This is a genomic window from Pseudomonas piscis, assembly GCF_009380155.1.
GTDB lineage: Bacteria > Pseudomonadota > Gammaproteobacteria > Pseudomonadales > Pseudomonadaceae > Aquipseudomonas > Aquipseudomonas piscis.
The window spans coordinates 546,614-571,400 of the sequence record NZ_WHUV01000005.1 but is presented as its reverse complement, the minus strand read 5'-3'; the positions used below and the strand labels follow the sequence as shown (position 1 = coordinate 571,400).

Below are 24,787 nucleotides of genomic sequence, written 5' to 3'. Positions count from 1 at the left end.
CTGCAAGAGGGGCCGCTGCTGCGCGGGGTGCTGCTGACCCTGGCCGACCAGAGCCAGCGTTTGCTGCTGGCCATCCACCACCTGGTGGTGGACGGGGTGTCCTGGCGTATTTTGCTGGAGGACCTGCAGCGCTTGTTGGGTGCTCAACCACTGCCGGCCAAGACTAGCTCGACCCAGGCCTGGGCTGAGCACTTGCAGTCTTACGCCCGTAGCCCGGCACTGCAACAGGAGCTGCTGTACTGGCAGGCACAGTTGCAAGATGGCGGCGAGAGCCTGCCTTGTGATGACCAGGCAGGAGGACTGCAGAACCAGCACGCTATCAGCCTGAGTTCGCGCTTGGACAAGGTCGATACCCAGCGTCTGCTGCAAGGGGCCCCGGCGGCCTATCGCACCCAGATCAACGATCTGCTGCTGACCGCCCTGGCTCGGGTCATCACCCGCTGGACCGGCGAAACCAGTGCCTTGGTCCAACTGGAAGGCCACGGTCGCGAAGACCTGTTCGACAGCATCGACCTGACTCGTACTTTGGGCTGGTTTACCAGTGTGTTCCCGGTGAAGCTGACACCGCAGCCGGCCCTGGCCGACTCGATCAAGTTCATCAAGGAGCAACTGCGCGCGGTACCGAACAAGGGCATAGGTTTTGGTGCCCTGCGTTACCTGGGGGATGAGGCCGCACAACAGACCCTGGCCGCTCTGGCGGTACCGCGTATCACCTTCAACTACCTGGGCCAGTTCGACGGCAGTTTTGACGAACCAGATACCTGGTTCGCCCCCGCAGTAGAAGCCAAGGGCGAGGATCAGAGTCTGCAAGCGCCATTGGGCAATTGGCTGACCATCAATGGCCAGGTCTATGGTGGTGAACTGGAGCTGGATTGGACCTTCAGCCAGGCCATGTTCGAGCCGGCGACCATCCAGCGTCTGGCAGATGAATACACCGAGGAGCTCAAGGCGCTGATCGAGCATTGCAGCCAGCCCGAGCATCGCGGCGTGACCCCATCGGACTTCCCGTTGGCGAGCCTGAACCAGCAGCAACTGGATGGCTTGCCAGTGCTGGCAAGCCAGATCGAGGATATCTACCCGCTGTCGCCCATGCAGCAAGGCATGTTGTTCCATACCTTGTACGAGCAGGATGGTGGCGACTACATCAACCAACTGCGAGTGGACGTGGATGGACTCGATTCCGGACGCTTCCGCCAGGCCTGGCAGGCCACCATCGATCGGCATGACATATTGCGTACCGGTTTCCTCTGGCAGGGCGATGTGTCGACACCGATCCAGATGGTGCACAAGCAGGTAACCCTGGAGTGTGCCGAATATGACTGGCGCGCTCAGCCGCAATTGGCCGAGGCGCTCGACACCCTGGCCGAGGCCGAGCGTCAGCGTGGTTTCGATCTGCAGGCTGCACCGCTGTTGCGCCTGACCCTGGTGCGCACTGGTGAACAGCGTTACCACCTGATCTATACCAACCATCACATCCTGATGGACGGCTGGAGCAACTCGCAGTTGCTCGGGGAAGTGCTGCAACGCTACGACGGGCAGCCATCCCCCGCGGCTCCAGGTCGCTATCGGGATTACATTGGCTGGCTGCAACGCCAGGATGCTCAGGCTTGCGAGCGCTTCTGGAAAGAGCAACTGCTGGCCCTGGACGAGCCAACCCGCCTGGCCCAGGCCATCACCTCGGATGTTCCCGGTATGCCAGGGCACGCTGAACAGGTGTATACGCTGGATACCGAGCAGACCCGGCGCTTGAGCGAGTTCGCCCGACAGCAGAAGGTCACGGTCAACACCTTGGTACAAGCGGCCTGGTTGCTGTTGCTGCAACGCTGTACGGGCCAGGACACGGTGGTGTTCGGTGCCACGGTGTCTGGCCGCCCGGCGGAACTCAAGGGCGTGGAGCAGCAGATCGGCCTGTTCATCAACACCTTGCCGGTGGTGGCTGCGCCGCGTCCGGACATGCCGGTCGGCGATTGGCTGCAATTGGTGCAGGAGCGCAACCTGGCCCTGCGCGACTTCGAGCACACACCGTTGTACGAAGTGCAGCGTTGGGCCGGCCTGGGAGGCGAGGCCCTGTTCGACAACATCCTGGTGTTCGAGAACTACCCGGTATCCGAGGCGCTGGAGAAAGGTGCCCCGGCGCAATTGCGTTTCGGAGCGGTGGGCAATCACGAACAGACCAACTACCCGCTGACGCTGTCGGTGTACGTGACCGAGTTGTTGTCCTTCGACTATAGCTATTCGTTACAGCACTTCAGCTCCACGGTGATCAATCAGTTGGCGGCAGGATTGCAGCAGTTGCTGCTGGGTATGCTCGACCGTGCTCACCTGTGCCTGGGGGATCTGTCTCTGCTCAGTGCTGGAGAGCACGCGCGCGTTGAAGGCCAATCCAGTCGTGACCTGGGGTCGATAGGCCGTGGCTTGAATGTTCACCAGTTGTTCGAGATGCAGGCCGAGCGGACCCCTGATGCGCTGGCGCTGTTGTGCGCCGACCAGCAACTGAGCTACGGCCAGTTCAACCAGCGGGCCAACCAGTTGGCCCACAAGCTGATCGAGCTGGGGGTGGGCCCGGATGTGCGGGTGGGGATTGCCGTGGAGCGTGGGCTGGACATGATCGTCGGCCTGCTGGCGGTGCTCAAGGCGGGCGGCGCCTATGTGCCCCTGGACCCTGAATATCCCCAGGATCGCCTGCACTACATGATGCAGGACAGCGGGATCCAGCTACTGCTGACCCAGTCGCCGTTGTTGGAGCGCCTGGCAATCCCTGATCAGCTTGTGTACTTGTGCCTGGATCAGTGCCAGGCCTGGTCCACCACCGAGGCGGTTGGCAATCCAGCACAGCGCAGCGATGCCGAAAACCTGGCTTATGTGATGTACACCTCCGGCTCCACCGGTCGACCCAAGGGCGTGGGCATCAGCCACAACGCCTTGAGCCAGCACGCCCGTGCCTCGGTGAGTCATTTCAATATGTCTGCTGCCGACCGTGGCTTGCAGTTCTCGACCTTCAACTTCGACGCCTTTGTCGAACAGCTGTATCCGGCGCTGATCTGCGGCGCCTCGGTGGTGATTCGTGGCAAGGAGCTGTGGGACAGCGAAACCTTCTACCGCGAGTTGATCGAGCAGGGCATCAGCATCGTCGACTTGAGCACCGCCTACTGGTTCATGCTGGGCAAGGATTTCGCTGCTGGTGAACCCCGCGACTTCGGGCGCCTGCGCCAGCTCAACCTGGGTGGCGAAGCGATGGCGGCCGAAGGTGTGGCGGCCTGGAAGAAGGCCGGCTTGAAGGATGCCTGCCTGCTCAATACCTATGGGCCCACCGAGGCCACGGTGAGTGTGGCTACCCATGATTGCACGCGTTACCTCCAGGGTGACGAACCGTTGCCAAGCATGATCCCTCTGGGCAAGGCGCTGCCGGGTCGCGCTATCTACCTGCTGGATACCAGCGGTCAGCTGCCGTTGCCAGGCGCTATCGGTGAATTGATGATCGGTGGTGATCTGCTGGCACGGGGTTATCACGATCGTCCGGGGCTGACGGCGGAACGCTTCATTCCCGATCCGTTCAGCACCGATGGTGGGCGCTTGTATCGTTCCGGCGACCTGGCTCGTTACGATGCCGCTGGCGTGATCGATTACGCCGGGCGTATCGACCATCAGGTGAAGATTCGCGGTTTCCGTATCGAAATGGGTGAAATCGAGGCGCGTCTGTTGGAGCAGGAGCAGGTGCGCGAGGCGATTGTCCTGGCCCAGGATGGAGCTGGCGGACCTTCGCTGGTGGCGTACATCGTTCCGACCGTGGGTGAGATGGCGCGCTCTATCGAGGAGCAGGCCGCTCTGCGCGAGCAATTGCGAATAGCCCTCAAGGACGTATTGCCGGACTACATGTTGCCTGCGCACTTGTTGTTCCTTGAATCCCTGCCGCTGAGCCCCAACGGCAAGCTGGACCGCAAGGCCCTGCCAGCCGTCGATGCGACCATGCTGCAGCACCAATACCAGGCTCCTCAGGGGGGGCTGGAGGAACAGATCGCTGCACTCTGGAGCGAAGTATTGGGGTGCGAGCGGATTGGCCGTGACGATAACTTCTTCGAGCTGGGCGGGCATTCCTTGGATGCGCTGCGGTTGATCGGGATGATCAATCGGACGTTGCGCCTGGAGCTGGGTGTCAACACCCTGTTCACTGCGCCGAGCGTGGCGCAAATGGCCCGCTCGATCGTCACCGACAACCCGCGCGGGACAGACAACATCATCTTGCTGGGAGGTACGGGCCAGCCGCTGTTCTGTTTCCACCCGGCGGGAGGGAGTGTCTACGGCTACCTCGCATTGGCCGAGCAGTTGCGTGACTGCTGCACGGTGTATGGCGTGTTGCATCAATCCTACTTGCAAGCAGACTGGAGCGAGGCTTCATGGCATGCCATGGTTCAGCGTTATGTGGCCAATATCCGCAAGATCCAACCGAGCGGGCCATACCACTTGCTGGGGTGGTCGTTGGGAGGCTCGATCGCTATGGATGCAGCCAGCGAGCTGGAGGCGGCAGGTGAAGAGGTACGTTTCCTCGGTCTGTTCGACCCGACACCGCCCCAGGTCAAGGGCGTGTCCCATCTGCTGGAACGAGACGCGCCCAAGCCTGTGAACACTGAGTCCGAGTGGCAAGCGGTGATCGAGCGCTTGAGCCTGTTGTTCCCTGGCAATGCCGAACTGATCGGTAGTCGCCTGGCACAGGAGGCCGAGCTGACTTGGGAGAGCATTCATGCCTGGGTCGTCAGCCATGTACAGCTGGATGCCGCCGAGCTTGAACGGGCCGCGAGTGCGTTCAAGGCAGAGTTCGACGCTTCATTGATTCATTCGGTGTTCGAGGACTTGAGCAACTTGTTCGCACAGTATGCCTATCGGACGCTGCAGGTCGGGCCGCATCTGTGGTGGTCCAGCGACTATACTGAAGAGGAGATTGACGAACTCGATCAGGCCCTGGGTGGCCTGGTTCAGGAGGGCACCCTGCGGGCTTCGCTGCGAATCACCAGTGATCACGAGGGGATGGTTTATTCCACCGAGCTCCTGGAGAGTTTCAGGGAGCATCTGCTGACTTTCCTGAACTGAGTTGTAGCTTCAGCCAGGCCTGGACCGGTAACGGTCCAGGCCTTTTTTTGTGGGCATGAAAGGGAAAGGAGTCGAGGCTGGCCAGCAGATCTGCCTGATCCAGGAGGATATATCTAGGTGGAGTCAGGGAGGCATCACTCCAGGCCAATCACTCCGAGGAGCCATTGCTGAAGGCGCTGCCCCCTGGCTCGGGAGGGATGTTCAGAGAGACCAGCGCACCGTTACCATCGCGTTGCGTGGTTCGCCATACAGGTTGTTACCGTAGTCGGTGTTGGAACTGATGGTCTGGTAGTAGTTCTTGTCGAAGATGTTGTTCAGGTTCAAGCGTACATCGACATTCTCCGTGGCTTTGTAGCTGGTCATGAGATCCACCACGGCATAGGACTTCTGTTCGATGCGGTAGCCATAGGGTGGTGGGCCATCGGCATCGTTCGTGCCCTTGATGTAGACGGTGTTCTGCCGGTACAGGCCGCCACCGATGGTCCAGCGATCCAGGTCCCCAGGCAGTTGATAGGTGGTGAAGGCCTTGAAGATGTGGCGAGGAATCTCGGTATTGAACAGGCGACCTTCATTGCTCTTGTTGGCATCCTTGGTGTATTTGGCGGCGGAATAGGTATAACCAGCTCCCAATTCCCACCCTGGAGCCAGGGAACCGTTGATTTCCAGTTCGATGCCTTCACTACGGACTTCTCCCGCAGCCTCGTAACAGGCACTTCCCACTGGATTGCATTGCTTGGGATTGAGTAATTTGGCTCGATTCTGCTGGTCGATACGGAAGATGGCTGCGCTGGCATTCAGGCTGCCATCGAAGTATTCGCCCTTGATACCCAACTCGTAATTCTTGCCTTCGATGGGCTTGAGGGCGCTGTTGGAGGCATCGAGCTCGGTCTGTGGCTTGAAAATGTCGGTGTAGCTGACATAGACCGAGTGATTCTGGTCAAGGTCGTAAATCGCTCCGGCATAGCGTGTCAGGTTACGCGTTACTTTATTTGGACGACTATTGGCCGAGGCCTTGCCTTGCCAGCGGGTATCCACATCGAAATCGTACCAGTCCAGGCGTCCGCCAAGGATGAGTTTCAGGTCATCGGTGAGGCTCAGGCGAGTAGTGACATAGGCACCCTCTTCTCGGCTGGTCCGACGCTGGGTCCACGGTGTGGCACTCAAGTCTGGTTTGGAAATGCTGCTGGGGTTCTTCAGATTGGTATAGGTCGGAATATCAATGGGCAAGCCCTTGCCCTTGAACGACAAGTCGCGTCGGCTGGCGCCCACGACCAATTCATGGGTGCGGCCGAATAGCGAGAACGGACCGGTCACATAACCGTCATAGCTGTTTTGTTGGTCCTCGTATTCGTAGCGACCGATGTTCTGGCCGAACTCGTCATATTTGGCGCCCATGCGCAGAGGGATGGAACCGAGCATTTTCAGATCCGACCAGCTCTTGCTGGCGGCCAGGAGCATTTTCCAGTTGTTGGCGAAACGGTATTCCAGGCGGGTAAATGCCGTGGTGTTGTCCTGGTCCCAGTATTCCCAGTCATTGCCCAGGTAGGTCGAGCGCTTGAGGTGCAGGTCGCTGCCATCGCGGGCAACAGGGAGGCCGCCCCAGGCGCTGTTGTTATTGGCGTTCTGATTGGAAGCGCCGAAGGTGAAGGTCGTGTTTTCGTTCAGGTCTGCCTCGGTGATCGCATAGAACACCGAGCGTTCGGAGCTGACGAAATCCTGGAAGCTGTCCTTGGTCTGGTAGGCGGTGACTACCCGGCCACGCAGGGTGCCGCTCTCATTGAGGGCGTTGGAGGCATCGAACTCGGTGCGGTAGTTATCCCAACTGCCGGCACTCCCGGTGATGGTGACCCTCGGGGTTGCTGTCGGGCGTTTGCGGATCATGTTGACTGCCGCGGCTGGGTTGCCCGAGCCCTGCATCATGCCCGTGGCACCGCGTACTACTTCGACCCGGTCGAAGATCGCCATGTCGGGTGATGAGTTCATGTCCCGGCTGAGGTAGTGGGACAGGTCGTTGGGCAAGCCGTCGGTCATCAGGTTCTCGATGGGGAAACCGCGAGCGTAGAAGGTCGAGCGCTGCGGGCCGGCTTTAGTGAGGGCGATGCCAGGGGTGCTTTTGAGCACATCTTCCAGAGACTTCAGGTTCTGGTCGTCCATGCGCTGGCGGGTGATGACGGTGACCGATTGTGGCGTTTCCCGGGCCGTCAGGGCCAGTTTGCTGGCGGTCTGCATGGGGCCGGTGGTGTAGGAGCCGGTGTCCTCGGTGGTGCTGCCCAGGCCCTGGCCGCTGATGGTGCTGGTTCCCAGCTCTAATGAACCGTTGGTAGCACGGTTGAGGATGGTCACCGAATTGTTCTTGAGCGTGTAGGCCACCCCTGTGCCGTCGAGAAGGGCCGCGATGGCTTTTTCTGGCGAGTAGCTGCCGCTGAGAGCGTTGCTACGCTTGCCTTCTACGTCGCTGGGGCTGTAGTGCATCGATAAGTGGGCTTGGCGCCCCAGTTCTTGCAGCGCTGCGGCCATGGATTGCGACGCGATATTGAGGTGGATCTCCTGAGCTTGTACCTCCGCCGCCATAGGCAGAAGCAGGGCCAGTCCCAGGGGGCGGAAAGCTATCTGGGGTGAGAACGCCTGGCAAAGCAGTGTTTTGGTCAGAGGAGACAATCGGTGTTTTGCAAACATGCTCATGTGCTCTTGTGGATTTGGCAGATGTAATGTTTTTATTGCTACTGATTCTCAGTTGCATCTATATGACGCGCCAACTGCCATTAACCGGAATCAGTCATGCCTTTTGTCGCCAGGGCCTGGCGTACCCACATGCTTATGAATCATTGAGCGTTTGCTGGAGGGGGAATATGTGTTCGAGATTGGAGCCAGGTCTCGTTGGCTATCTGCATCGACTGGCGAAAGTGGATATGCCGTCAGATTCATGGGTGCGATCCCAGGATCGCTGGCGAAACCAAGGTAGAAGGGGATAGGGAGAAGAAGGGGCTCATGGCAACCAGGTAATGCGATTACGTGGCTTGCCTGATGTCGGTAGGAGTTCTTGTGGGGCAGCCACTGGTTGTGGCAGCCCCATTTCTAGAGAGTTGCGGGAGCTGGATGGGTTTTAAAGTGACCAGCGAACCGTGACCGTGGCGTTACGTGGATCGCCATACAGGCTGTTGCCAAAGTCGGGATTGGAACTGATGTCCTGGTAGTAGCGTTTGTCGAAGATGTTGTTCAGGTTCAAGCGCACATCGACATTCTCCGTGGCTTTGTAGCTGGCCATCAGGTCCACCAAGGTGTAGGCCTTTTGTTCGATGCGGTAATCGTAGGGCGGCGGGGCGTCAACGTCGTTAGTACCTTTGTTGTAGACGGTGTTCTGCCGATAGAGGCCGCCACCGATAGTCCAGCGATCAAGGTCCCCAGGCAGTTGATAGGTGGTGAAGGCCTTGAAGATGTGGCGTGGGATATTGGTGCTGAACAGGCGACCCTCGTTGTCCGGGTTGGTGTCCTTGGTGTATTTGGCCGCGGCATAGGTGTAGCCGGCTCCCAGCTCCCATCCTGGAGCCAGGGAACCGTTGATTTCCAGTTCGATACCTTCGCTGCGGACTTCGCCAGCTGCCTCGTAACAGGTGGTTCCTGCTGGCATGCACTGGTTGCGGTTACTCACTTCCTTGGCGCGGTTTTGCTGGTCGATACGGAAGATGGCTGCGCTGGCATTCAGGCTGCCATCGAAGTACTCGCCCTTGATACCCAACTCGTAATTCTTGCCTTCGATGGGCTTGAGGGCATTGTTTTGAGTATCGAGTTCGGTCTGGGGGCGAAAAATATCGGTATAGCTGACATAGACCGAGTGATTCTGGTCAAGGTCGTAAATCGCCCCGGCATAGCGTGTCAGATTGCGTGTGACTTTGTTCGGCACGCTGGAGGCGTTGGGTTTGCCATTCCAGGTGGTGACTACATCATAGTTGTACCAATCCAGGCGTCCGCCAAGGATGAGCTTCAGGTCATCGGTGATATTCAACCGGGTGGTGATATAGGTACCTTCCTGCTCGCTGGTACGGTGCTGAGTCCAGGGAGTGGCACTCATATCAGGCTTGGGAATACCGCTGGGACGGTAAATATTGGTCTGGGTAGAGAAGTCGTCGGGGTTGCCCTTGCCCTTGAACGACAAGTCGCGTCGGCTGGCGCCCACGACCAATTCATGGGTGCGGCCGAACAGCGAGAACGGACCGGTCACATAACCGTCATAGCTGTTTTGTTGGTCCTCGTATTCGTAGCGACCGATGTTCTGGCCGAATTCAAGATAGTTGCTTTCCATGGTGCGTGTTGGAATGGATCCATGCATCTTCACGTCCGACCAGCTCTTGCTGGCGGCCAGGAGCATTTTCCAATTGTTGGCGAAACGGTATTCCAGGCGGGTAAAGGCCGTGGTGTTGTCCTGGTCCCAGTATTCCCAGTCATTGCCCAGGTAGGTCGAGCGCTTGAGGTGCAGGTCGCTGCCATCGCGGGCAACAGGGAGGCCGCCCCAGGCGCTGTTGTTATTGGCGTTCTGATTGGAAGCGCCGAAGGTGAAGGTCGTGTTTTCGTTCAGGTCTGCCTCGGTGATCGCATAGAACACCGAGCGTTCGGAGCTGACGAAATCCTGGAAGCTGTCCTTGGTCTGGTAGGCGGTGACTACCCGGCCACGCAGGGTGCCGCTCTCATTGAGGGCGTTGGAGGCATCGAACTCGGTGCGGTAGTTATCCCAACTGCCGGCACTCCCGGTGATGGTGACCCTCGGGGTTGCTGTCGGGCGTTTGCGGATCATGTTGACTGCCGCGGCTGGGTTGCCCGAGCCCTGCATCATGCCCGTGGCACCGCGTACTACTTCGACCCGGTCGAAGATCGCCATGTCGGGTGATGAGTTCATGTCCCGGCTGAGGTAGTGGGACAGGTCGTTGGGCAAGCCGTCGGTCATCAGGTTCTCGATGGGGAAACCGCGAGCGTAGAAGGTCGAGCGCTGCGGGCCGGCTTTAGTGAGGGCGATGCCAGGGGTGCTTTTGAGCACATCTTCCAGAGACTTCAGGTTCTGGTCGTCCATGCGCTGGCGGGTGATGACGGTGACCGATTGTGGCGTTTCCCGGGCCGTCAGGGCCAGTTTGCTGGCGGTCTGCATGGGGCCGGTGGTGTAGGAGCCGGTGTCCTCGGTGGTGCTGCCCAGGCCCTGGCCGCTGATGGTGCTGGTTCCCAGCTCTAATGAACCGTTGGTAGCACGGTTGAGGATGGTCACCGAATTGTTCTTGAGCGTGTAGGCCACCCCTGTGCCGTCGAGAAGGGCCGCGATGGCTTTTTCTGGCGAGTAGCTGCCGCTGAGAGCGTTGCTACGCTTGCCCTCTACATCGTCCGGGCTGTAGAGCACTTGCATATTGGACTGACGACCGAACTCCTGCAGGGCCGCGGCCATGGGCTGCGAGGCGATGTTGAAATGAACTTCCTGCGCCTGCACCTGCGCCGCCATGGGCAGAAGCAGGGTCAGGCCCAGGGTGCTGAAAGCCATTTTGGGTGAGAATGCCTGGCAAAGCAGCGCTTTGTTCAACGGTGACAATCGGTGTAGTGCGGGAGTGCTCATATATTTTTATAAATCCGGCAGAGGTAGTTTTAATGCTACTGATTCTCAATTCCTGTGTATGACGCATCAGTTTTGAAAAACCGGAAATATTTATGCTGGCTGAAGGTGGGTCATGACCTGGCCAGCCTCCATACGCACTAACTGATCAGCTATATCGAAGTAGCGATCGTCGTGGCTGATCACGATGATGGTTTTGCCCAGGCGCTTGAGGTCGGGCAGTAACTCGGTATAGAAAATTCGTCGGAATGTCGGATCCTGGTCTGCTGCCCATTCGTCGAACACCAGTACTGGGCGTTCCTCCAGCCAGGCGTTGACCAGTGCCAGGCGCTTGCGTTGGCCGGTAGATAGGTCGGTGGTGCTGAAGCTGCCATCCTGGATGCTCACCTTGTGTGAAATTTCCAGGCGCTCCAGGTATTGACTGACATCCACAGGTAGGGTCGGGTTGGCCTGGATCAGGTCGTCGAAAAGATGGTAGTCGGCGAATACTGTGGTGAATGACTGTCGGTAGTCGTCCAGGTCTTGTGCCTTGACTGCCTGGCCATTGAGTCGGACCTCACCGGATTGCGGGCTGTAGAGCCCCAACAACAGTTTGATCAGCGTCGTCTTGCCGCAGCCGTTCTCTCCAACGATGAAGATGATGTCGCCCTGTTCGATCTTCAGGTTTACCGGTCCGAGGCTGAAGGGGTTGCCTCCTGTTACCGTTGGATAGTCGTAGCGCACGTTGCACAGTTCGATGCTCTGTACCGCTTGTTTGCGCACTTCGGGGTCATGATCCAGCAGATGCGGCTCGGGGGAAGAAAACTGCTCGGACAGTTGCATGATCCGATGGAAGGCAATCCGCGCGCGATTGACCGTGGGCAACGTCCCGAGCAGGTGTTCCAGTGGCCCTTTCATGTACAGCAGCACCAGCACGAACCCGCTCATCGCCGCTTTGTCGGCACTGGGCCAGATCGCCTGCATGGCGATAGCCAGGCCAATCACCAGGAAGAACAGCATCGAGCCGAAGCTTCTGGCGATGATGAAAGTGTTCACCGATTTGACCTGCAGGGCGCAGATCCGGTCGGCGGTGGCCTGGATCTTGTCCACCAGCATGCGCTGGCGGCGAGGGCGATGGATGCGCAGTTCCTTGGCGCCATCGGCAATTGCGCTGTAGTGTTTTTGCAGCACATCCTCTTCTTCTCGGGCGTCGTCGAATCCCTTGATCCCCTTGGCGCTGGCCCAGTACTGCACCGGTACACCGATCACCACGGCGACCAGCACCATGAGGAAGATCGGCACCGACAGGGTAGCCAGGTAGACCAGGCAGCCCAGGGTGATCGAAAGGGAAATGGCCAGGGAGGCGAAGGTGAAGGCGAAGTCGCTGATGGTATCGACGTCGTGGGTCAGTACTGGGATCAGCCGGTGGCTGCGAAAACGCTCCAGTTGTTCGATGGGGGCCGAGAGCACTTTGCCTCCCAACTCCTTGCGTAGCTTGGCGATGATCCTCTGCCCGACATAGTGGCTGCCGATATCGGAAAAGATCGAACTGGCTATGGCGACCAGGCAGAGGCCGGCAAACAGCAGAGCGATTCCCTGGCTCATGCCCTCGTCATTGTTCAGTGCGCTGTTGATGGTCGCCAGCAAGCTGGTGACGCTCAGCCCCGCGAGCCCCCCCAGCAAGATGGAGACGGTCACGATGAACCAGAAAGGCCGTAGCAGGCCCAGGAGTTCGCGGGTGGCGCCGCGTGCCGGATTGGTCATTAGGTATTCCTGTTTCGATCTGTGGTCTATGGGCCGCGCTGGGGCAAGCTGCTGCACAAAAAGGGCGGGCAGGGCGGCAGGCGTAAGGGCCGCTGTCGGACCCATTACCTCTTGAATGACTAAACGAAGTACCGTCGTGGTGATTTAGAGGCGCAAGTGTGGTGATCATGGCCTTGGGAGATGGGCTTGGGGCGCTGTGATAACCGAGCGATACCGCGTAAATCCGGCGGCCGGCCGTTCGTTCATCAAGGGAGCATGCTGTGAAAACTCTTGGCTGAATGCTGTGGTTGCATTCTGTCGCCGACGATGTTGCAGCTCCCTATTCCTTCCTAGATTACGAACCCATGAAGAAGATAAATCTGGTCTACATCTGGTCCCTGCGAAATGCCGCGGCCGACAAGGCGGGGCAATCGGTGGCCTACAAGGATCACGAACGCTATATGAAATCGGTGCTTGAATCCCTGGCGGAGGCACTGAACCAGACCGCTCTGGGCGAAGCCTACGATCTGGTGGGTGTGATCTATGACGATGATGAGCAATTGCCCAGGGATCAGAAACTGGTGAGCGACTACGGCTTTGCCTACCAGCCGGGTCGCCAGTGGTTGTATCCGGCTGACCTCGCCGTGCAGGGGCGGTTGGTCAACGACCTGTTGCTGAGCGTGCCATCCATCTATCGCCGCCATCCGCGTGGCAGCGCCGAACACATCGCCGGCAAGCAGGATTTCGAACGTCGCCTGTACGACACCCTGGTGGAGCTCAAGGCCGATATCGTGGTGCTGGACGGCCTGCTGGTGATTCTCGACGAGCTGGTGCGTCCAGGAGCGCCATTCGCTCGACGGATCATGAACATCCACCCAGGCATCACCCGCATCGAGTCGCCTTATGAGCGCCGTGGTGCCTATGCCACCTGGAACGCTCTATATGGTGCTCGTGGGCAGAAGGTCGTGGATTGGGCGACTCGCGAGACTGTACCGACTGAACCCCTTTATCTTACAGGGGCGTCCTTCCACTACGTGGACAACGGTATCGATTCCGGAGAGGTATTCCACGACGTGCTCAATACTGAAATTTCCCCTGAGGACACCATCCTCGAGTTGCGCTGGAACAACTTCAACAACAGCCTGTTCCCGGCTCTGCACGAGGGGTTGGCGCTGCTGGCCAAGCAGCTTGAGCAGCAGCCGGCCGCCCCGTTGCTAGTCGAGGCTTGATGCCTATGGTGGTCAAGCGTCTTGTGGCGCTTGACCGCCGATAGGCAGGCAGTCACGGACGGCTGCTACCGGGTTGTTCCAGTTCGCGCACTACCCGGAAACTCAGCCAGTCACCGCGGACTTCGCGTTTGCGGCTGTTGCGATTGCCCGAGCGTGAAAATACCGGTGCTTCGCCCCAGTCATTGCCGCGGATCTGGGCATCGAGGCAGACGCCTTCCGATGCTTCCATCCAGGCGCTGCCATCGGCAGGAGCTCCGATATAGTCCGGATGCCAGCAATCGGCGACCCACTCATAGACATTGCCGTGCATGTCGTACATGCCGAAGGCGTTGGGTGGGTAGCTGCCTACGGGGGCGCTATAGCTGTACCCATCCTTGGGGCCATAGGTATTGGCGTGCTTGGTGATCTGGTATTGACCCTCTTCATCGAACGGGAAGGGGAAGGAGCCGGTGCTGCCCGCTCGTGCGGCATATTCACGCTCGGCTTCGCTGATCATTCGATAATGCTTGCCGGTTTTCTTCGATAGCCACTGGGCGTAGGCCTGCACGTCGGCATAATCGACGCATACGGCCGGCTGGCGCGGCCCTTGTTCGTAGCTCGGCTTGCTGGCCTTGCACAGGCGGCCGGGGCGATCATCGCCATCCTTGATCACGGTCCCCGTTTCGCGGATGTAGGCATCCAGTTCGGCCGCGGTCACATGGAAGCGACTCATGGCGAAGGCTTTCTTGAAGGTCACGGTATGTTGTGGGCCCTCATCGGGTTCCCGGCCGACTTCATCTTCTGGGGTGCCCATGACAAAGCTGCCGGCGGGCAGCACTACCATTTCCGGGCAGTTCTTGCAGTCCTTGAATACGCTGCCGGGCTTGGGCGGCTCTACCGCTTGTGCGTTGAGGCTGATCAAGCAGCCGATCAGCGCGACCAGGGAGGGATAGGTGACGGTTTTCATCAGTCAATAACCTTCAATGTAAGAAAAGGACAGGGTCACGAGGTCTTGCCGCGCAAGCGTTTACCCAGTAGATCCATGGTGCGGTCGATGTCTTCCTCGCTGTTGAGCACGCCGGGGGCCATGCGTACCACCGGTCCCGCATCGCGGTACACGGCGTCGACCAGGATGCGGTTCTCGATCAGCCAGGCGGCGGTGGCGTCGGTATCCAGGCCCTTGCCGCGGAAGAAGGTGAAGCCGGCCGAATGCTTCGGGCTAAGAGGGGTCACCAGTTCGATGCCGGGATGTTCCTGTAGTCGCTGCTTGAGATAACTGTTGAGTTCGTGGATGCGTGACTGGATATTGGCCTTGCCTAGTTGCATGTGCAGTTCAAAGGCCTGATCCACGGCCCAGCGATGTTCGAAGCTGTGGTAGCCGCCGGGAGTCATGATGGTGGCGAAATCCTTGTTCTCCGAGAATGTCGCCGTCATTGGCGTCAGGTGCTCGAGCTTTTCCGAGCGGGAGCAGAAGATCCCGGTGCCTCGGGGGCCGAACATCCATTTGTGGGTTCCGGCCACGAAGAAGTCGCAATTGAGGTCGGCGAAGCTGATGTCTTCCACGCCGAGCCCGTGTACACCATCGACGCAATAGAGAATCCGCTCGCCCTCGTCGCGGTTGCGATTATGGCGATCCACTAGCTGGCCGATCTCGCCGATGGGTAGCTTGACACCGCTGCCCGATTGCACCCAGGTCATGCCCAGTACGCGAGTGTTGGGGCGAATATTGCGCTCGATGTTCCCCAGTACCTCATCGGTGGACATGTGGTGGGGAGACTTGAACAGCTCGATCGTGCGTACCTGGGTGCCTTCGCGCTGGGTACGGTACTTGAGCACATTGCGGGTCGAGTAGTGCTCATGCACCGTTGTCAGTATCTCCTGTCCAGGGCGCACATGGATGCCGCCGTACAGCATGGCCAGGCCCTCGGTGGTACTGCCGGTCAGGGCTATCTGGCAGGGCTTTATCTGCAGGTAGCGGCCCACGCTCTCGCGCACCTGGGCTTCGCGTTGCCAGGTGTACTGGGTGTCGTAGTCCATCGCCAGGGCTGGGTTGCGGTCCAGCACCGCACGATACTTTTCGATGGCTTCGCGCACGGGCTTGGGGTGAGAAGTGATCAGGAAGTTGGACAGGTGGATATAGTCCGGGTCGAGATCGAATAACTGGCGCAACTGACCCCAGCTCGAAGTGCTGGGTGCTGGCGGGCTGGCCGCTTGCGCGGTGGGGAGTGCGAGATTGCCCAGGGGGAGGGTTGCGGCCAGTAGGCCGGCTTGCTTGAGGAAGGTCCGGCGGTTGCTCACGGGGGTTCTCATGATCATGGGTCAACCGGCGGTGTCGGGCTGTACTGTGGGCTTGGCAGGCTTGGCCAACTTTTGCACCTGTTCCCAAACACGCAGGTAGTTCTCGCCCCAGAGCTTGGCTATCTCGATGTCGGTATAGCCATGTTGGATCAGTTCCGCAGTGACGTTGCGGTTGTCCGCCACGCTCATCCAGCCTTCGACGCCGCCGCCTTCGTTGAAGTCGGAGCTGATGCCCACGTGGTCGATACCGACTTTCTTCACCGTGTAGTCGATGGCGTCGACATAATCCTTGAGGCTGGCCTTGGGCTCTTCCTCGAGGATGCCGTACAACGAGCTGGCGTATTCGCCAAAGCGTTGCTCCGGCCAGATGGTGATGACAGCGTCTCCCGGCATCAGGGCGTTTTCCAGTCCTTGCAACGGTCCCAGGTCGAAGCGTTGGCGCAGTGCATTCAGCTGGTCCAGGGTTGGCTGGCTGAGCGGGCGCAGGTAGGTGGAAAACCCCACCACCTGGATGACGCCTCCAGTGGCCTTGATGAGTTGCAGCTCCTTGTCGCTGAGGTTGCGCGGGATATCCACCAGCGACCTGGGTGCGGAGTGCGATGCCACGATCGGCGCGCGGGTCAGTGTCGCTACATCCTCCAGGGCCTTGCTGGACATCTGTGAAACGTCGATTACTACTCCCAGGTCATTGAGCCGCTCCACGGCCTGCTTGCCGATGGGCGAGAGACCGCCGAGGGCGTCCCGGGTGTCATTGAAGAATGGCAAGGGGCGCGAGGAGTCAGCCCAGTCGTTGTTGCCTACATAGCTGAAGCCAAACAGGCGCATGCCGCGAGCGGCCCATTTGTCCAGTTCGTCGAGATCGTTCCCCATGGCGTAGGCGTTGAGCAGGCTGATCACGACAGCCAACTTGCCTTCGGAGGCGATGCGGCGCAGGTCCGCGGGGGTGTAGGCAATGGCGGCCTGGTTGGGGAAGTCGCGCACCATTCCCTGGATGATCCGATAGCGGGTCTCGCGCTGGTGGCGTGCTTCTTCGACGAAGCCGGCAGTGGGATGGTGGGGGGCATTCGCCCCGTTCCACATCTCCGGCCAGGCGAGGATGCTCAGGGCGGCGCCGGACATCCTGCCACGTCCGGCCTTGATCAGGTCGAACTGGCGCTGGGTGTCCTTGTCTGCCTCGGTGCCCTCGGTGCCGAAGTCCAATGGCACGGTGATATGACTGTCGAAAGAGATGATGCGTTCTTGCAGGTCGTTGGCATGTTTGACGATCTCATCGGGGTAGGACACGCGATCCTTCCAGTAGTAATGCCAGGCCGTTCCGGCCCCGGCACCGAGAGCGGCGACGATCAGTATCAGCAGGCTCAGATAGAGGGTTTTCTTTCCAGATATTTTGCTCATTGCTATCCCAGTCGCAGGCGGGCTGATGACGGGGTCGGGCGTGCGGAGGCTGTGCTTACAGGCCCGACCTTTTTGTGCACATCTATCCGCGATAAACGAGCTGGTGGGCGGCAAATTTAGCCATTCGGATGCAGCGCGCCGGTAAATTTCCCTGCAAATCCAACGTTCTAGCTAGATGCGTGACGCGCCACTGGATAAAGGTAGAGCGATGAGGTTTTCAAGACGAGGATTTTTGACCGGTCTGGCGGTGACGGGGGCGGCTATCCCCGTGGCAATCTATACCCAGAAGGAGCTGCTGCGTCAGGATGTTCGCCGTAAGGAAGAACAGGAAATCACCCCGGGAGAAGCCAAGCTGGAGGTAGCCCAGGATCCAGGTATACGCCTTGCCGATCACTTGCGAGGTATCTGGGATATCGAGTTCCTGGACGCCGATGGCCCTCACGCCCTGCCTCGTCGTGGCTGTGAGTTGTTGCTCGATGCCGGGCCTGCCGGGCGTGGCCTGCGGGGCTTCCTGGGGCGTCCCGAAAGCCTGCGTGGTGCAAAGGGGGGGGAATTCCTGGTCTTGGGTGACCTGGCCTCGGTGGACGCTGCGAAGCTGCGTTGGCGGCTGTATCCCGATGGGCAGATTGCCGGTTCTCCCTCCCATGAGTGCCGGGTAGTGCTCGATGAGGTCTGGGCGAGTTGGGGGAATGCGGGCGCTGGTACCTTGAGTGGTAGTGTGCAGTCCTTGCAGGTTTCTCCCTTGGCTCCCGTACCGGCCGGACGTTTCGTCGCTCGCAAGCGGCCTTTCCCTGCTGCACGAGAGCAGGCTGGCCTGAGTCCCGCCTTGTTGGCCTGGTTGGTCTCTGCACAGCACCGATTGTTTCATCAGCTCTGGCACGCCTCTCGTGATCGCTGGCATACCTTGCCCAAGGAAAAGCGCAACAGCCTGCGCGGGCTTGGTTGGCAGCCGGGGCCGGTGAAGCATGAGCGCGGCGCTCGTGGACGGCGCAAGCATCGCAATGCCTCAGGTATCGATTTTCTGTTCATGCATCGGCACATGTTGTTGCACGCGCGCTCGCTGCAACCTGATTTGGTGTCGTGGCGCCAGATACCGCAGCCAGCAGCTCGCCTTGAGCAGGATCGACAGGCCTTCATTCGTTACTACGAGAACCGTGATGGCTGCTCGGTGCCTCCTGCCTGGGTAGCCGAGGATGATGAAGAATTCACCCAGTGGCTGCATGGCCTCAAGAGCGATGCAGCCTTCTATGGAAATTTCCAGGTTTGGGAGTCGCAGTACCAGGATCCGGAATACCTGGGACGCATGACCTTGGGTGAGTTTGGTTCCGAGATCGAGCTGGGCATGCACGACTGGTTGCACATGCGCTGGGCTGACGTGTCTCGAGATCCGGCCAATGGCATGCCGGTCATGCAGGCGCGTAGTTCTTCCGATTTTTCCGGTCGCTGGTATCAGCCGGAGAACGATTTTCTCGGTGATCCGTTCTCATCCCATGTGCATCCGGCGTTCTGGAAGTTCCACGGCTGGATTGATGACCGGATCGACGATTGGTTTCGTGCCCACGAACGCTATCACCCGGGTGAAGTATTACGGCGTGAGGTCAATGGCGTGCCCTGGTTTGCGCCAGGGCGCTGGGTAGAGGTCGATGACCCTTGGTTGGGAGCTTCGACCCATGGCTGTGGGCCGTTGGGCAATGCCCCTGGGGAAATGTCGCTGGAGATGGACCAGGAGGTCATGAAGCTGGCGTTGCGGATTGCCCTGAGTCGCGATGAAGAGGTACCGGATCTGCTCAAGCGCGCCCCGCGGCGGCCCTGGTATGCGCAGCACCTGAAGCTCTGAGGTGCTGGCAGGCAGAGGGGTCAGTTGGCAAGGGCCGTGTCGGCCAGGAAGCTGAATAGCCCTGGGTACCTGGTCTGTTGCCATTGTTCGAGGCCGTGGTCGAAAAACAGCACCTGTTCCAGGCATTGGCCGTTTTCTATCCCGAAGCCGTAGAAGTCGCCGCAGCCATTGTCTGAAAACAGCAAATGGCTGCTGCCGACGCTGTTGTTTCTACCCAGGTTGAAATCGCTGGCCTGGTCCAGCGAGTACACGATTCCCAAGGCAAAGTAACCGCCGCCATAGGTCTTGAGGAAATGCCGGTATTGGCCAGGGAGCCGCAGCGCCATGGCCTTTTCAAATTCGATGATTGCAGCTTCGCTGGCGAGGCTGTCCGAGGGCAGTTCGAACCAGATGGGGTTGGCCTTGCGCTGGTGGTCCAGCAGTTGCTTGAAGTGGTCGAAATCCATTGGTCGGTCCGTCGATGTGTCGGTTATTCAGTCGTCAGCCAGGAGCTTGGCGACGCCGTGGCGGTGCAAGCGAGTGTTCAGCGATGCGATCGCCTGCGGGCTGGGTTTCGCGAGGGTCACGGCCTGGTGGATGTCGTTCAGCACGAGTGCGGAGTCGCGCTGGGTCAGCTGCGCAACGACTTGCGCCAGGTTGCGATCTGAAAAGTGCTCATACAGGACGGCCAGCAGGGCGTAGTAGTCCGCTGCAGTGACACCGTCCGGGAAGGCCTCCTTCAACGCTGATACGGCTTCAGCCAATGGTTGGTCCAGCTCGGTTCTGCGGGGCATTGGTCGCTTTGCTCGGGGATGGGAGGGCGAGCCGTCGATTCTAGGCGAACAACCGACCGGTTGTCCTCGAGGCTGGCCATGCGCAAGGCTTGGCCAGCCGTCCAGGGGCTTTCGCAGGCTTAGCGCGTCGGCGCCGTGGATACCTGCCAGCCGCCTCCCAGCGCCTTGTACAGCGCGACGCTCGATTGCAATCGCGACAGGCGCAACTGCACATTCTGGTCCTGTGCGGCGTAGAGGGTGCGCTGGGTGTCCAGGACCGATAGCAGGTCTGCGGCTCCGGCCTGGTAGCGACTCTGGGCGATATCGAACGCCCGTTGCGCCTGTTCCAGCTCCTCGCTCTGCCATTGCCGTTGCTGGTCCAGGCCGCGAATGCTGTTGAGGGCTTTTTCCACATCGGCGAAGCCGTTGATGATCGCCCCGCGATAGGTCTCCAGCAGCTCCTCCTGGCGTGCCGTGGCCCGGTCGCGCTCCGCGCTCAGGCGCCCGGCATTGAAGATCGGTGCCACCAGGCCGGAAGCCAGGTTGTAGAGGGGGTTGCGCAGGACGTCGTCGAATTTGTTGGCGCTCGAGCCCAGCCTTGCCGTCAGGGTCACGGTGGGCAGCATGGCGGCCCGGGCCACACTGACATCGGCCTGGGCTGCCGCGAGCCGGACTTCGGCGCTGGCGATATCCGGGCGGCGGGTCAGCAGTTCGCTGGGGACTCCGGCATCGATGTCCGGCCAGGTCAGCTCGGCGAAAGGTTGTGCGTTCAGGGCCAGGCTCTGCACTGGCCGGCCGAGCAAGGTGGCGAGGGTGATCAGGGCTTCTTCGGCCTGCTGTTGCACCAGCGGTACTTGGCGTTGCTGGCTCGCCACCAGGCTCTTTTGCTGGGCCAGTTCCAGGGCCGTGGCCGAGCCTGAGTCGTAGCGGGTCTGGACCAGGCGCAGGACGCGCTGGGCGTTGGCCAGGTTGAGCTCGGCGATCCGTGCCTGTTCCCGTAGCGCAAGTAGTTGGGCGTAGTTGTTGGCCACGCCGCTGAGCAGGGTCAGCTCCACGGTGGCACGGTCGAATTCGCTGGCCTGGGCGCCGAGTAGAGCGCTATCGCGGGCTGCGCGCCTGCCCCCCCAGAAGTCGACTTCGTAGGTGGCGCTGAGTCCGGCATCGAACGTATTCGTGGTCTTGTCGCTGCTGGTGCTGCCTTGCTGGTTGCTGCCTTTGCCGCCCATGCGCTTTTGCCGGCTGGCATTGAAACTGCCTTCGACCGAGGGCAGGAGCGGGGCGCCGGCTACGATGGCGCTGGCCTGGGCCTGGCGGACCCGGGCCATGGCCGCTGCGAGGTCATGGCTGCCGGTTCGCGCTTCGGCGATCAGGCGGTCCAGTTCCGGGCTGCCGAAGCGGGCCCACCAGCGCGGGTCCTGTTGCTGGCCTTCGCGGTTGTTGGGGGCATGCCAGGCCGTTGGCGCTTGCAGGCCGCTGCCCGGGTGTGGAGTGGAGCTGCTGCAGGCCGCCAGCAAGATGCTGGCGGCAATCAGGGTCAGGGTGGTCTTCATCGATCGATCATTCACTGGTAAGGGCCGTGACCGGGTCGAGCCGGGCAGCTTTGCGGGCCGGCATGAAGCCGAAGACGACACCGGTGACCAGGGCGCAGGCGAAGGCGCCGAGTACCGCGGCCAGGGAAAATGCTACCGCCACTTCGCTGAGGATCAGCACGCCGCCGATGATCAGGGCCACGCCGATGCCGGTCAGTCCGCCGACCACCGAGAGCATCACCGCCTCGGTGAGGAACTGGCGCAGGATGTCGCGCTGGCGGGCGCCGGTGGCCATGCGGATGCCGATCTCGCGGGTACGCTCGCGCACGGTCATGAGCATGATGTTCATCACGCCGATGCCGCCGACCAGCAGGGAGATGGCGGCGATGGCGCCGAGCATCAGCGACAGGGTGTTCTGGGTCCGGGCCTCGGCCTGGATCATCGCGGCGTTGTTGCTGAGTTCGTAGTCGCGTTTGCCATGGTGCATGCGCAACATCAGTTCATCGATTTCACGTTCGGTTTCCTTGACCCGGCTTGCATCGGCCGCGGCGATTGCTACGTACTGGGGGTCGCGACTGCCGAACAGGCGAATACTGGCAGCGGAGTAGGGCACGGCGATGCGATCGTCACTGTCACTGTCGCCAGAGCTGGTACCTTTTTCGGCAAGCACCCCGACCACCTGGAAAGGCACGTTTTCGATCAGGATGTACTGGCCGATGGGGTTGGCCACACCCTTGAGCAGCTTTTCCCGGACCTTGTGGCCGATCACCGCCACGGCTGCTGCGGAGCGCTCGTCGGCTTCGCTGAAATAGCTGCCCTGGACTACAGGCCAGTTGAAGATCGCCGGAAAGTTGGTGTCGTTGCCGCCGACGAAGCTCACGTAGTCGGCATTGCCGAAGCGTATTCCGGCTTTGGCACCGTTGACCGCCATGATGCGCTTGACCTGGGGCAGGGCGGCCAGGGCCGCGACGTCATCCAGGGTCACGATGCCCTCTGGGGTGCGGGGGTTGGGCGAATAACCACTCAGGTAGATGATGTTCGAGCCAAAGGCCCCCATCTGCGCCATCACTTGACGCTTGCTGCCTTCACCTACCGCTAGCATCACCACCACCGACGCCACACCGATGATGATTCCCAGCAAGGTCAGGGCGGTACGGAAACGGTTGACCCACATCACCCGCCAGGCGGCCTGCACCGCTTCCACCAACTCGCCTTTCCAGGCTCCGGTAGGCTCGCTGCCATCGGCCAGGCGCTGGCGCAGGTCCACGGCTTGCAGGGCGCCGGTATTGGCAGTTGTCTGTACGCTAGGGTCGGTATCGGCGGTGTCGCTGATGATCTCGCCGTCGCGGATCTCGATGATGCGCTTGGCCCGGGCGGCCACTTCGCGGTCATGGGTAATGAGGATCACCACGTGACCCTGGCTGGCCAGTTCGTCCAGCAGGGCCATGACCTCGGCGCCGCTGTGGCTGTCCAGGGCGCCGGTGGGTTCGTCGGCGAGGATGATGTGGCCGCCGTTCATCAGCGCACGGGCGATGGATACCCGTTGTTGCTGGCCACCGGAGAGTTGGTGCGGGCGGTTGCCGGTACGGCTGCCCAGGCCCAGGCGTTCCAGCAGGGCTGCAGCGCGCGCATGGCGCTCGGTGGCCGGGGTGCCAGCATAGATGGCCGGCATCTCGACGTTTTCCTGGGCCGAGCCCGAGGGGATCAGGTGGTAGCCCTGGAATACGAAACCGAAGGCTTCCCGGCGCAGCCAGGCCAACTCATCGCTGTCGAGGTGGGCGACGTTCTCACCGGCGAACAGGTATTCGCCGGAGGTTGGCCGATCCAGGCAGCCGAGGATGTTCATCAGGGTCGACTTGCCGGAGCCCGAGGCGCCGACGATGGCCACGAATTCCCCGGCATGGATCGACAGGTCGATGCCGCGCAGGACGTCGACCTGTGGGCTGTCGCCGCCACCGTAGGATTTGCGGATGTTGCGCAGGTCGATCAGGGGCGTCTGCATTCAGCCTCCGCTGCTGTTGGCTGGGCCGATCAGCAGGTGATCACCTTCATTCAGGCCATCGAGGATCTGCACCCGCAGGCGATCGCTGATGCCGACCCGGACCTGGCGTTCGCTGACCGCGCCGTTGTCGGCCACCACCCGGGCGATCTGCTGGCCTGGCTCCGCGCTGTCCTGCAGGGCGGCGATGGGCGCGGTGAGTACGTCCTTGACCGAGCTGGCGACGAAGAACACCTGGGTAGTCATTTCCGCCATCAGTGCGTTGTCGGCGTTGTCCACGTCCAGCAGCACGGTATAGAGCACCACCCGGCCGCTACCGCTCTTGCTGGTGCTGCTGGGGCTGCCGCCACCCTGGCTGGTCTCGTTAAGCGGCTTGGGCGGGATCGGCAGGATCTGCCGTACGGTACTGGTCCAGCGCCGGCCGCCGCCGCTCAGGGTGGTGAAGTAGGCACTCATGCCGGGCTTCACATGGCCGATGTCGGCTTCCGAGACCTCGGCCCAGACGGTCATCGGCGACAGCTTGGCGATCCGCAGGATCAGCGGGGTCTGCTGCTGGGCGTTGAGGGTCTGGCCTTCGCGGGCATCCACCGCGACCACGGTGCCGGACATCGGCGCATAGATGCGGGTATAGCCCAGTTCGGCCTGGTCGCTGCGCAGGCTGGCCTGGGCCTGGCGGATCTGTGCCTTGTACATGTCGATCCGTGCCTGGGTGGCCTTGAGCTCGGCCTGGGCGGTTTGTACGTCCTCATCGCGGGTCGCACCGCCGGCGGCGAGGTTCTGCTGGCGTTGGTACTTCTGCCGGGCCAGTTGGTTCTGGGCGTATTGCTCTTGCAGCTGGGCCTGCAGGTTCTCGATGGCGAAGCGGCTGGCATCCAGCTTGGCCTGCTGGGTGGAAGGGTCGATTTCCACCAGCAGCTGGCCTTCCTTGACCGCATCGCCGGCTTCCACATGGATCTTGCGTATTTGCCCGGAGGCCTGGGCGCCGACATCTACATAGCGGCGCGGTTGCAAGGTGCCCAGGGCCGTGACGCTGCTTTCGATATCGCCCCGGCGCACTTGCACGGTGCTGAACTGGTCGCGCCCTGACGGAATGAACTTCCAGGCGGCGATGGCGACGATGGGGATCACACAGAGTGCGGCAAGCAGGGCGCGTCGGGAGTTTCGAGGACGTTTCATGCAGGGTTCCGGCCAAGAGGTATCGGCCCGTCGGTCCAGCGCCGGCACAGGGGACAGGCTGGCTGCTGGTTGCCGAGTGAGCGGCAGGGACGGGGAGCTGTCAGGTAAACGAGAGGCCGCAGGGGGAATTTAACTGCCGACATATGGCGTTACAGCTGCCCGGATAGCGAAATAAACCCACTGCGACCCTGCGGTACTT

General features: G+C 60.8%; 14 protein-coding genes. 3 read left to right on the top strand and 11 right to left on the bottom strand.

Going from position 1 to position 24,787, the window contains the following annotated elements; all coding sequences use genetic code 11:
• The coding region (locus tag GDH07_RS27335; protein WP_152899469.1) for a non-ribosomal peptide synthetase at positions 1-5,085 on the top strand (5,085 nt) is incomplete at its 5' end.
• 201 nt (positions 5,086-5,286) lie between these two features.
• Here GDH07_RS27335 and GDH07_RS27330 read toward each other — a convergent pair.
• The 3 genes from GDH07_RS27330 to GDH07_RS27320 form a co-directional block, all read right to left on the bottom strand.
• Entirely contained in the window at positions 5,287-7,767 is a 2,481-nt protein-coding gene (locus GDH07_RS27330; RefSeq protein ID WP_152899468.1) for a TonB-dependent siderophore receptor, read from the bottom strand.
• A 421-nt stretch (positions 7,768-8,188) separates the two neighbouring features.
• Entirely contained in the window at positions 8,189-10,675 is a 2,487-nt protein-coding gene (locus GDH07_RS27325) for a TonB-dependent siderophore receptor (RefSeq protein ID WP_152899467.1), read from the bottom strand.
• A 90-nt stretch (positions 10,676-10,765) separates the two neighbouring features.
• Positions 10,766-12,415, bottom strand: coding sequence for a cyclic peptide export ABC transporter (locus tag GDH07_RS27320; RefSeq protein WP_152899466.1), 1,650 nt, complete (start codon positions 12,413-12,415; stop codon positions 10,766-10,768).
• A gap of 344 nt (positions 12,416-12,759) precedes the next feature.
• On the opposite strand from GDH07_RS27320, the gene GDH07_RS27315 reads away from it, so the two are divergent.
• Positions 12,760-13,623: a formyl transferase gene (locus GDH07_RS27315; protein WP_152899465.1), complete on the top strand. Its 864-nt coding sequence runs from the start codon at positions 12,760-12,762 to the stop codon at positions 13,621-13,623.
• A gap of 52 nt (positions 13,624-13,675) precedes the next feature.
• Here the strand turns inward: GDH07_RS27315 and pvdO are convergent, their stop codons facing one another.
• Genes pvdO through pvdM form a run of 3 tightly spaced genes read right to left on the bottom strand, consistent with a single transcriptional unit; the run spans position 13,676 to position 17,295 of the window.
• Positions 13,676-14,569 (bottom strand): dihydropyoverdine dehydrogenase, encoded by an 894-nt coding sequence (gene pvdO / locus GDH07_RS27310; protein ID WP_152899464.1) that lies wholly within the window; start codon positions 14,567-14,569, stop codon positions 13,676-13,678.
• Positions 14,570-14,604: 35 nt separating this feature from the next.
• Positions 14,605-15,900, bottom strand: coding sequence for a pyoverdine-tailoring periplasmic protein PvdN (gene pvdN / locus GDH07_RS27305; RefSeq protein WP_343038349.1), 1,296 nt, complete (start codon positions 15,898-15,900; stop codon positions 14,605-14,607).
• A 21-nt stretch (positions 15,901-15,921) separates the two neighbouring features.
• Positions 15,922-17,295 carry a pyoverdine-tailoring dipeptidase-like protein PvdM gene (pvdM, locus tag GDH07_RS27300; RefSeq protein WP_152899463.1) on the bottom strand — a complete coding sequence of 458 codons (1,374 nt, stop codon included), beginning with the start codon at positions 17,293-17,295 and terminating at the stop codon, positions 15,922-15,924.
• Positions 17,296-17,503: 208 nt separating this feature from the next.
• Here pvdM and pvdP point away from each other — a divergent pair, with 208 nt between their 5' ends.
• Positions 17,504-19,132 (top strand): pyoverdine maturation tyrosinase PvdP, encoded by a 1,629-nt coding sequence (pvdP, locus tag GDH07_RS27295; protein WP_152899502.1) that lies wholly within the window; start codon positions 17,504-17,506, stop codon positions 19,130-19,132.
• 20 nt (positions 19,133-19,152) lie between these two features.
• On the opposite strand, the gene GDH07_RS27290 is transcribed toward pvdP, so the two are convergent.
• The 5 genes from GDH07_RS27290 to GDH07_RS27270 all read right to left on the bottom strand — a co-directional run bounded on the left by GDH07_RS27290 (position 19,153) and on the right by GDH07_RS27270 (position 24,588).
• Positions 19,153-19,578 (bottom strand): SMI1/KNR4 family protein, encoded by a 426-nt coding sequence (locus GDH07_RS27290; protein ID WP_152899462.1) that lies wholly within the window; start codon positions 19,576-19,578, stop codon positions 19,153-19,155.
• Between the two features lie 27 nt (positions 19,579-19,605).
• On the bottom strand, positions 19,606-19,875 hold the full coding sequence (locus GDH07_RS27285) for a DUF3349 domain-containing protein (protein WP_178124126.1): 270 nt from the start codon (positions 19,873-19,875) through the stop codon (positions 19,606-19,608).
• A 149-nt stretch (positions 19,876-20,024) separates the two neighbouring features.
• Positions 20,025-21,434 carry an efflux transporter outer membrane subunit gene (locus GDH07_RS27280; protein WP_152899460.1) on the bottom strand — a complete coding sequence of 470 codons (1,410 nt, stop codon included), beginning with the start codon at positions 21,432-21,434 and terminating at the stop codon, positions 20,025-20,027.
• A 7-nt stretch (positions 21,435-21,441) separates the two neighbouring features.
• The gene (locus GDH07_RS27275) at positions 21,442-23,415 is read right to left on the bottom strand and encodes a MacB family efflux pump subunit (RefSeq protein ID WP_152899459.1); all 1,974 of its coding nucleotides are present in this window, start codon (positions 23,413-23,415) and stop codon (positions 21,442-21,444) included.
• The gene (locus tag GDH07_RS27270; protein ID WP_152899458.1) at positions 23,416-24,588 is read right to left on the bottom strand and encodes an efflux RND transporter periplasmic adaptor subunit; all 1,173 of its coding nucleotides are present in this window, start codon (positions 24,586-24,588) and stop codon (positions 23,416-23,418) included.
• Positions 24,589-24,787 lie beyond the last annotated feature (199 nt).

Coding starts and splice junctions, on each gene's coding strand:
- GDH07_RS27290 (WP_152899462.1), bottom strand. CDS start 19,578: ATGGATTTCGACCACTTCAAGCAACTGCTGGACCACCAGCGCAAGGCC.
- GDH07_RS27315 (WP_152899465.1), top strand. CDS start 12,760: ATGAAGAAGATAAATCTGGTCTACATCTGGTCCCTGCGAAATGCCGCG.
- GDH07_RS27280 (WP_152899460.1), bottom strand. CDS start 21,434: ATGAAGACCACCCTGACCCTGATTGCCGCCAGCATCTTGCTGGCGGCC.
- GDH07_RS27270 (WP_152899458.1), bottom strand. CDS start 24,588: ATGAAACGTCCTCGAAACTCCCGACGCGCCCTGCTTGCCGCACTCTGT.
- pvdO (WP_152899464.1), bottom strand. CDS start 14,569: ATGAAAACCGTCACCTATCCCTCCCTGGTCGCGCTGATCGGCTGCTTG.
- GDH07_RS27330 (WP_152899468.1), bottom strand. CDS start 7,767: ATGAGCATGTTTGCAAAACACCGATTGTCTCCTCTGACCAAAACACTG.
- pvdM (WP_152899463.1), bottom strand. CDS start 17,295: ATGAGCAAAATATCTGGAAAGAAAACCCTCTATCTGAGCCTGCTGATA.
- GDH07_RS27275 (WP_152899459.1), bottom strand. CDS start 23,415: ATGCAGACGCCCCTGATCGACCTGCGCAACATCCGCAAATCCTACGGT.
- GDH07_RS27320 (WP_152899466.1), bottom strand. CDS start 12,415: ATGACCAATCCGGCACGCGGCGCCACCCGCGAACTCCTGGGCCTGCTA.
- pvdP (WP_152899502.1), top strand. CDS start 17,504: ATGAGGTTTTCAAGACGAGGATTTTTGACCGGTCTGGCGGTGACGGGG.
- GDH07_RS27325 (WP_152899467.1), bottom strand. CDS start 10,675: ATGAGCACTCCCGCACTACACCGATTGTCACCGTTGAACAAAGCGCTG.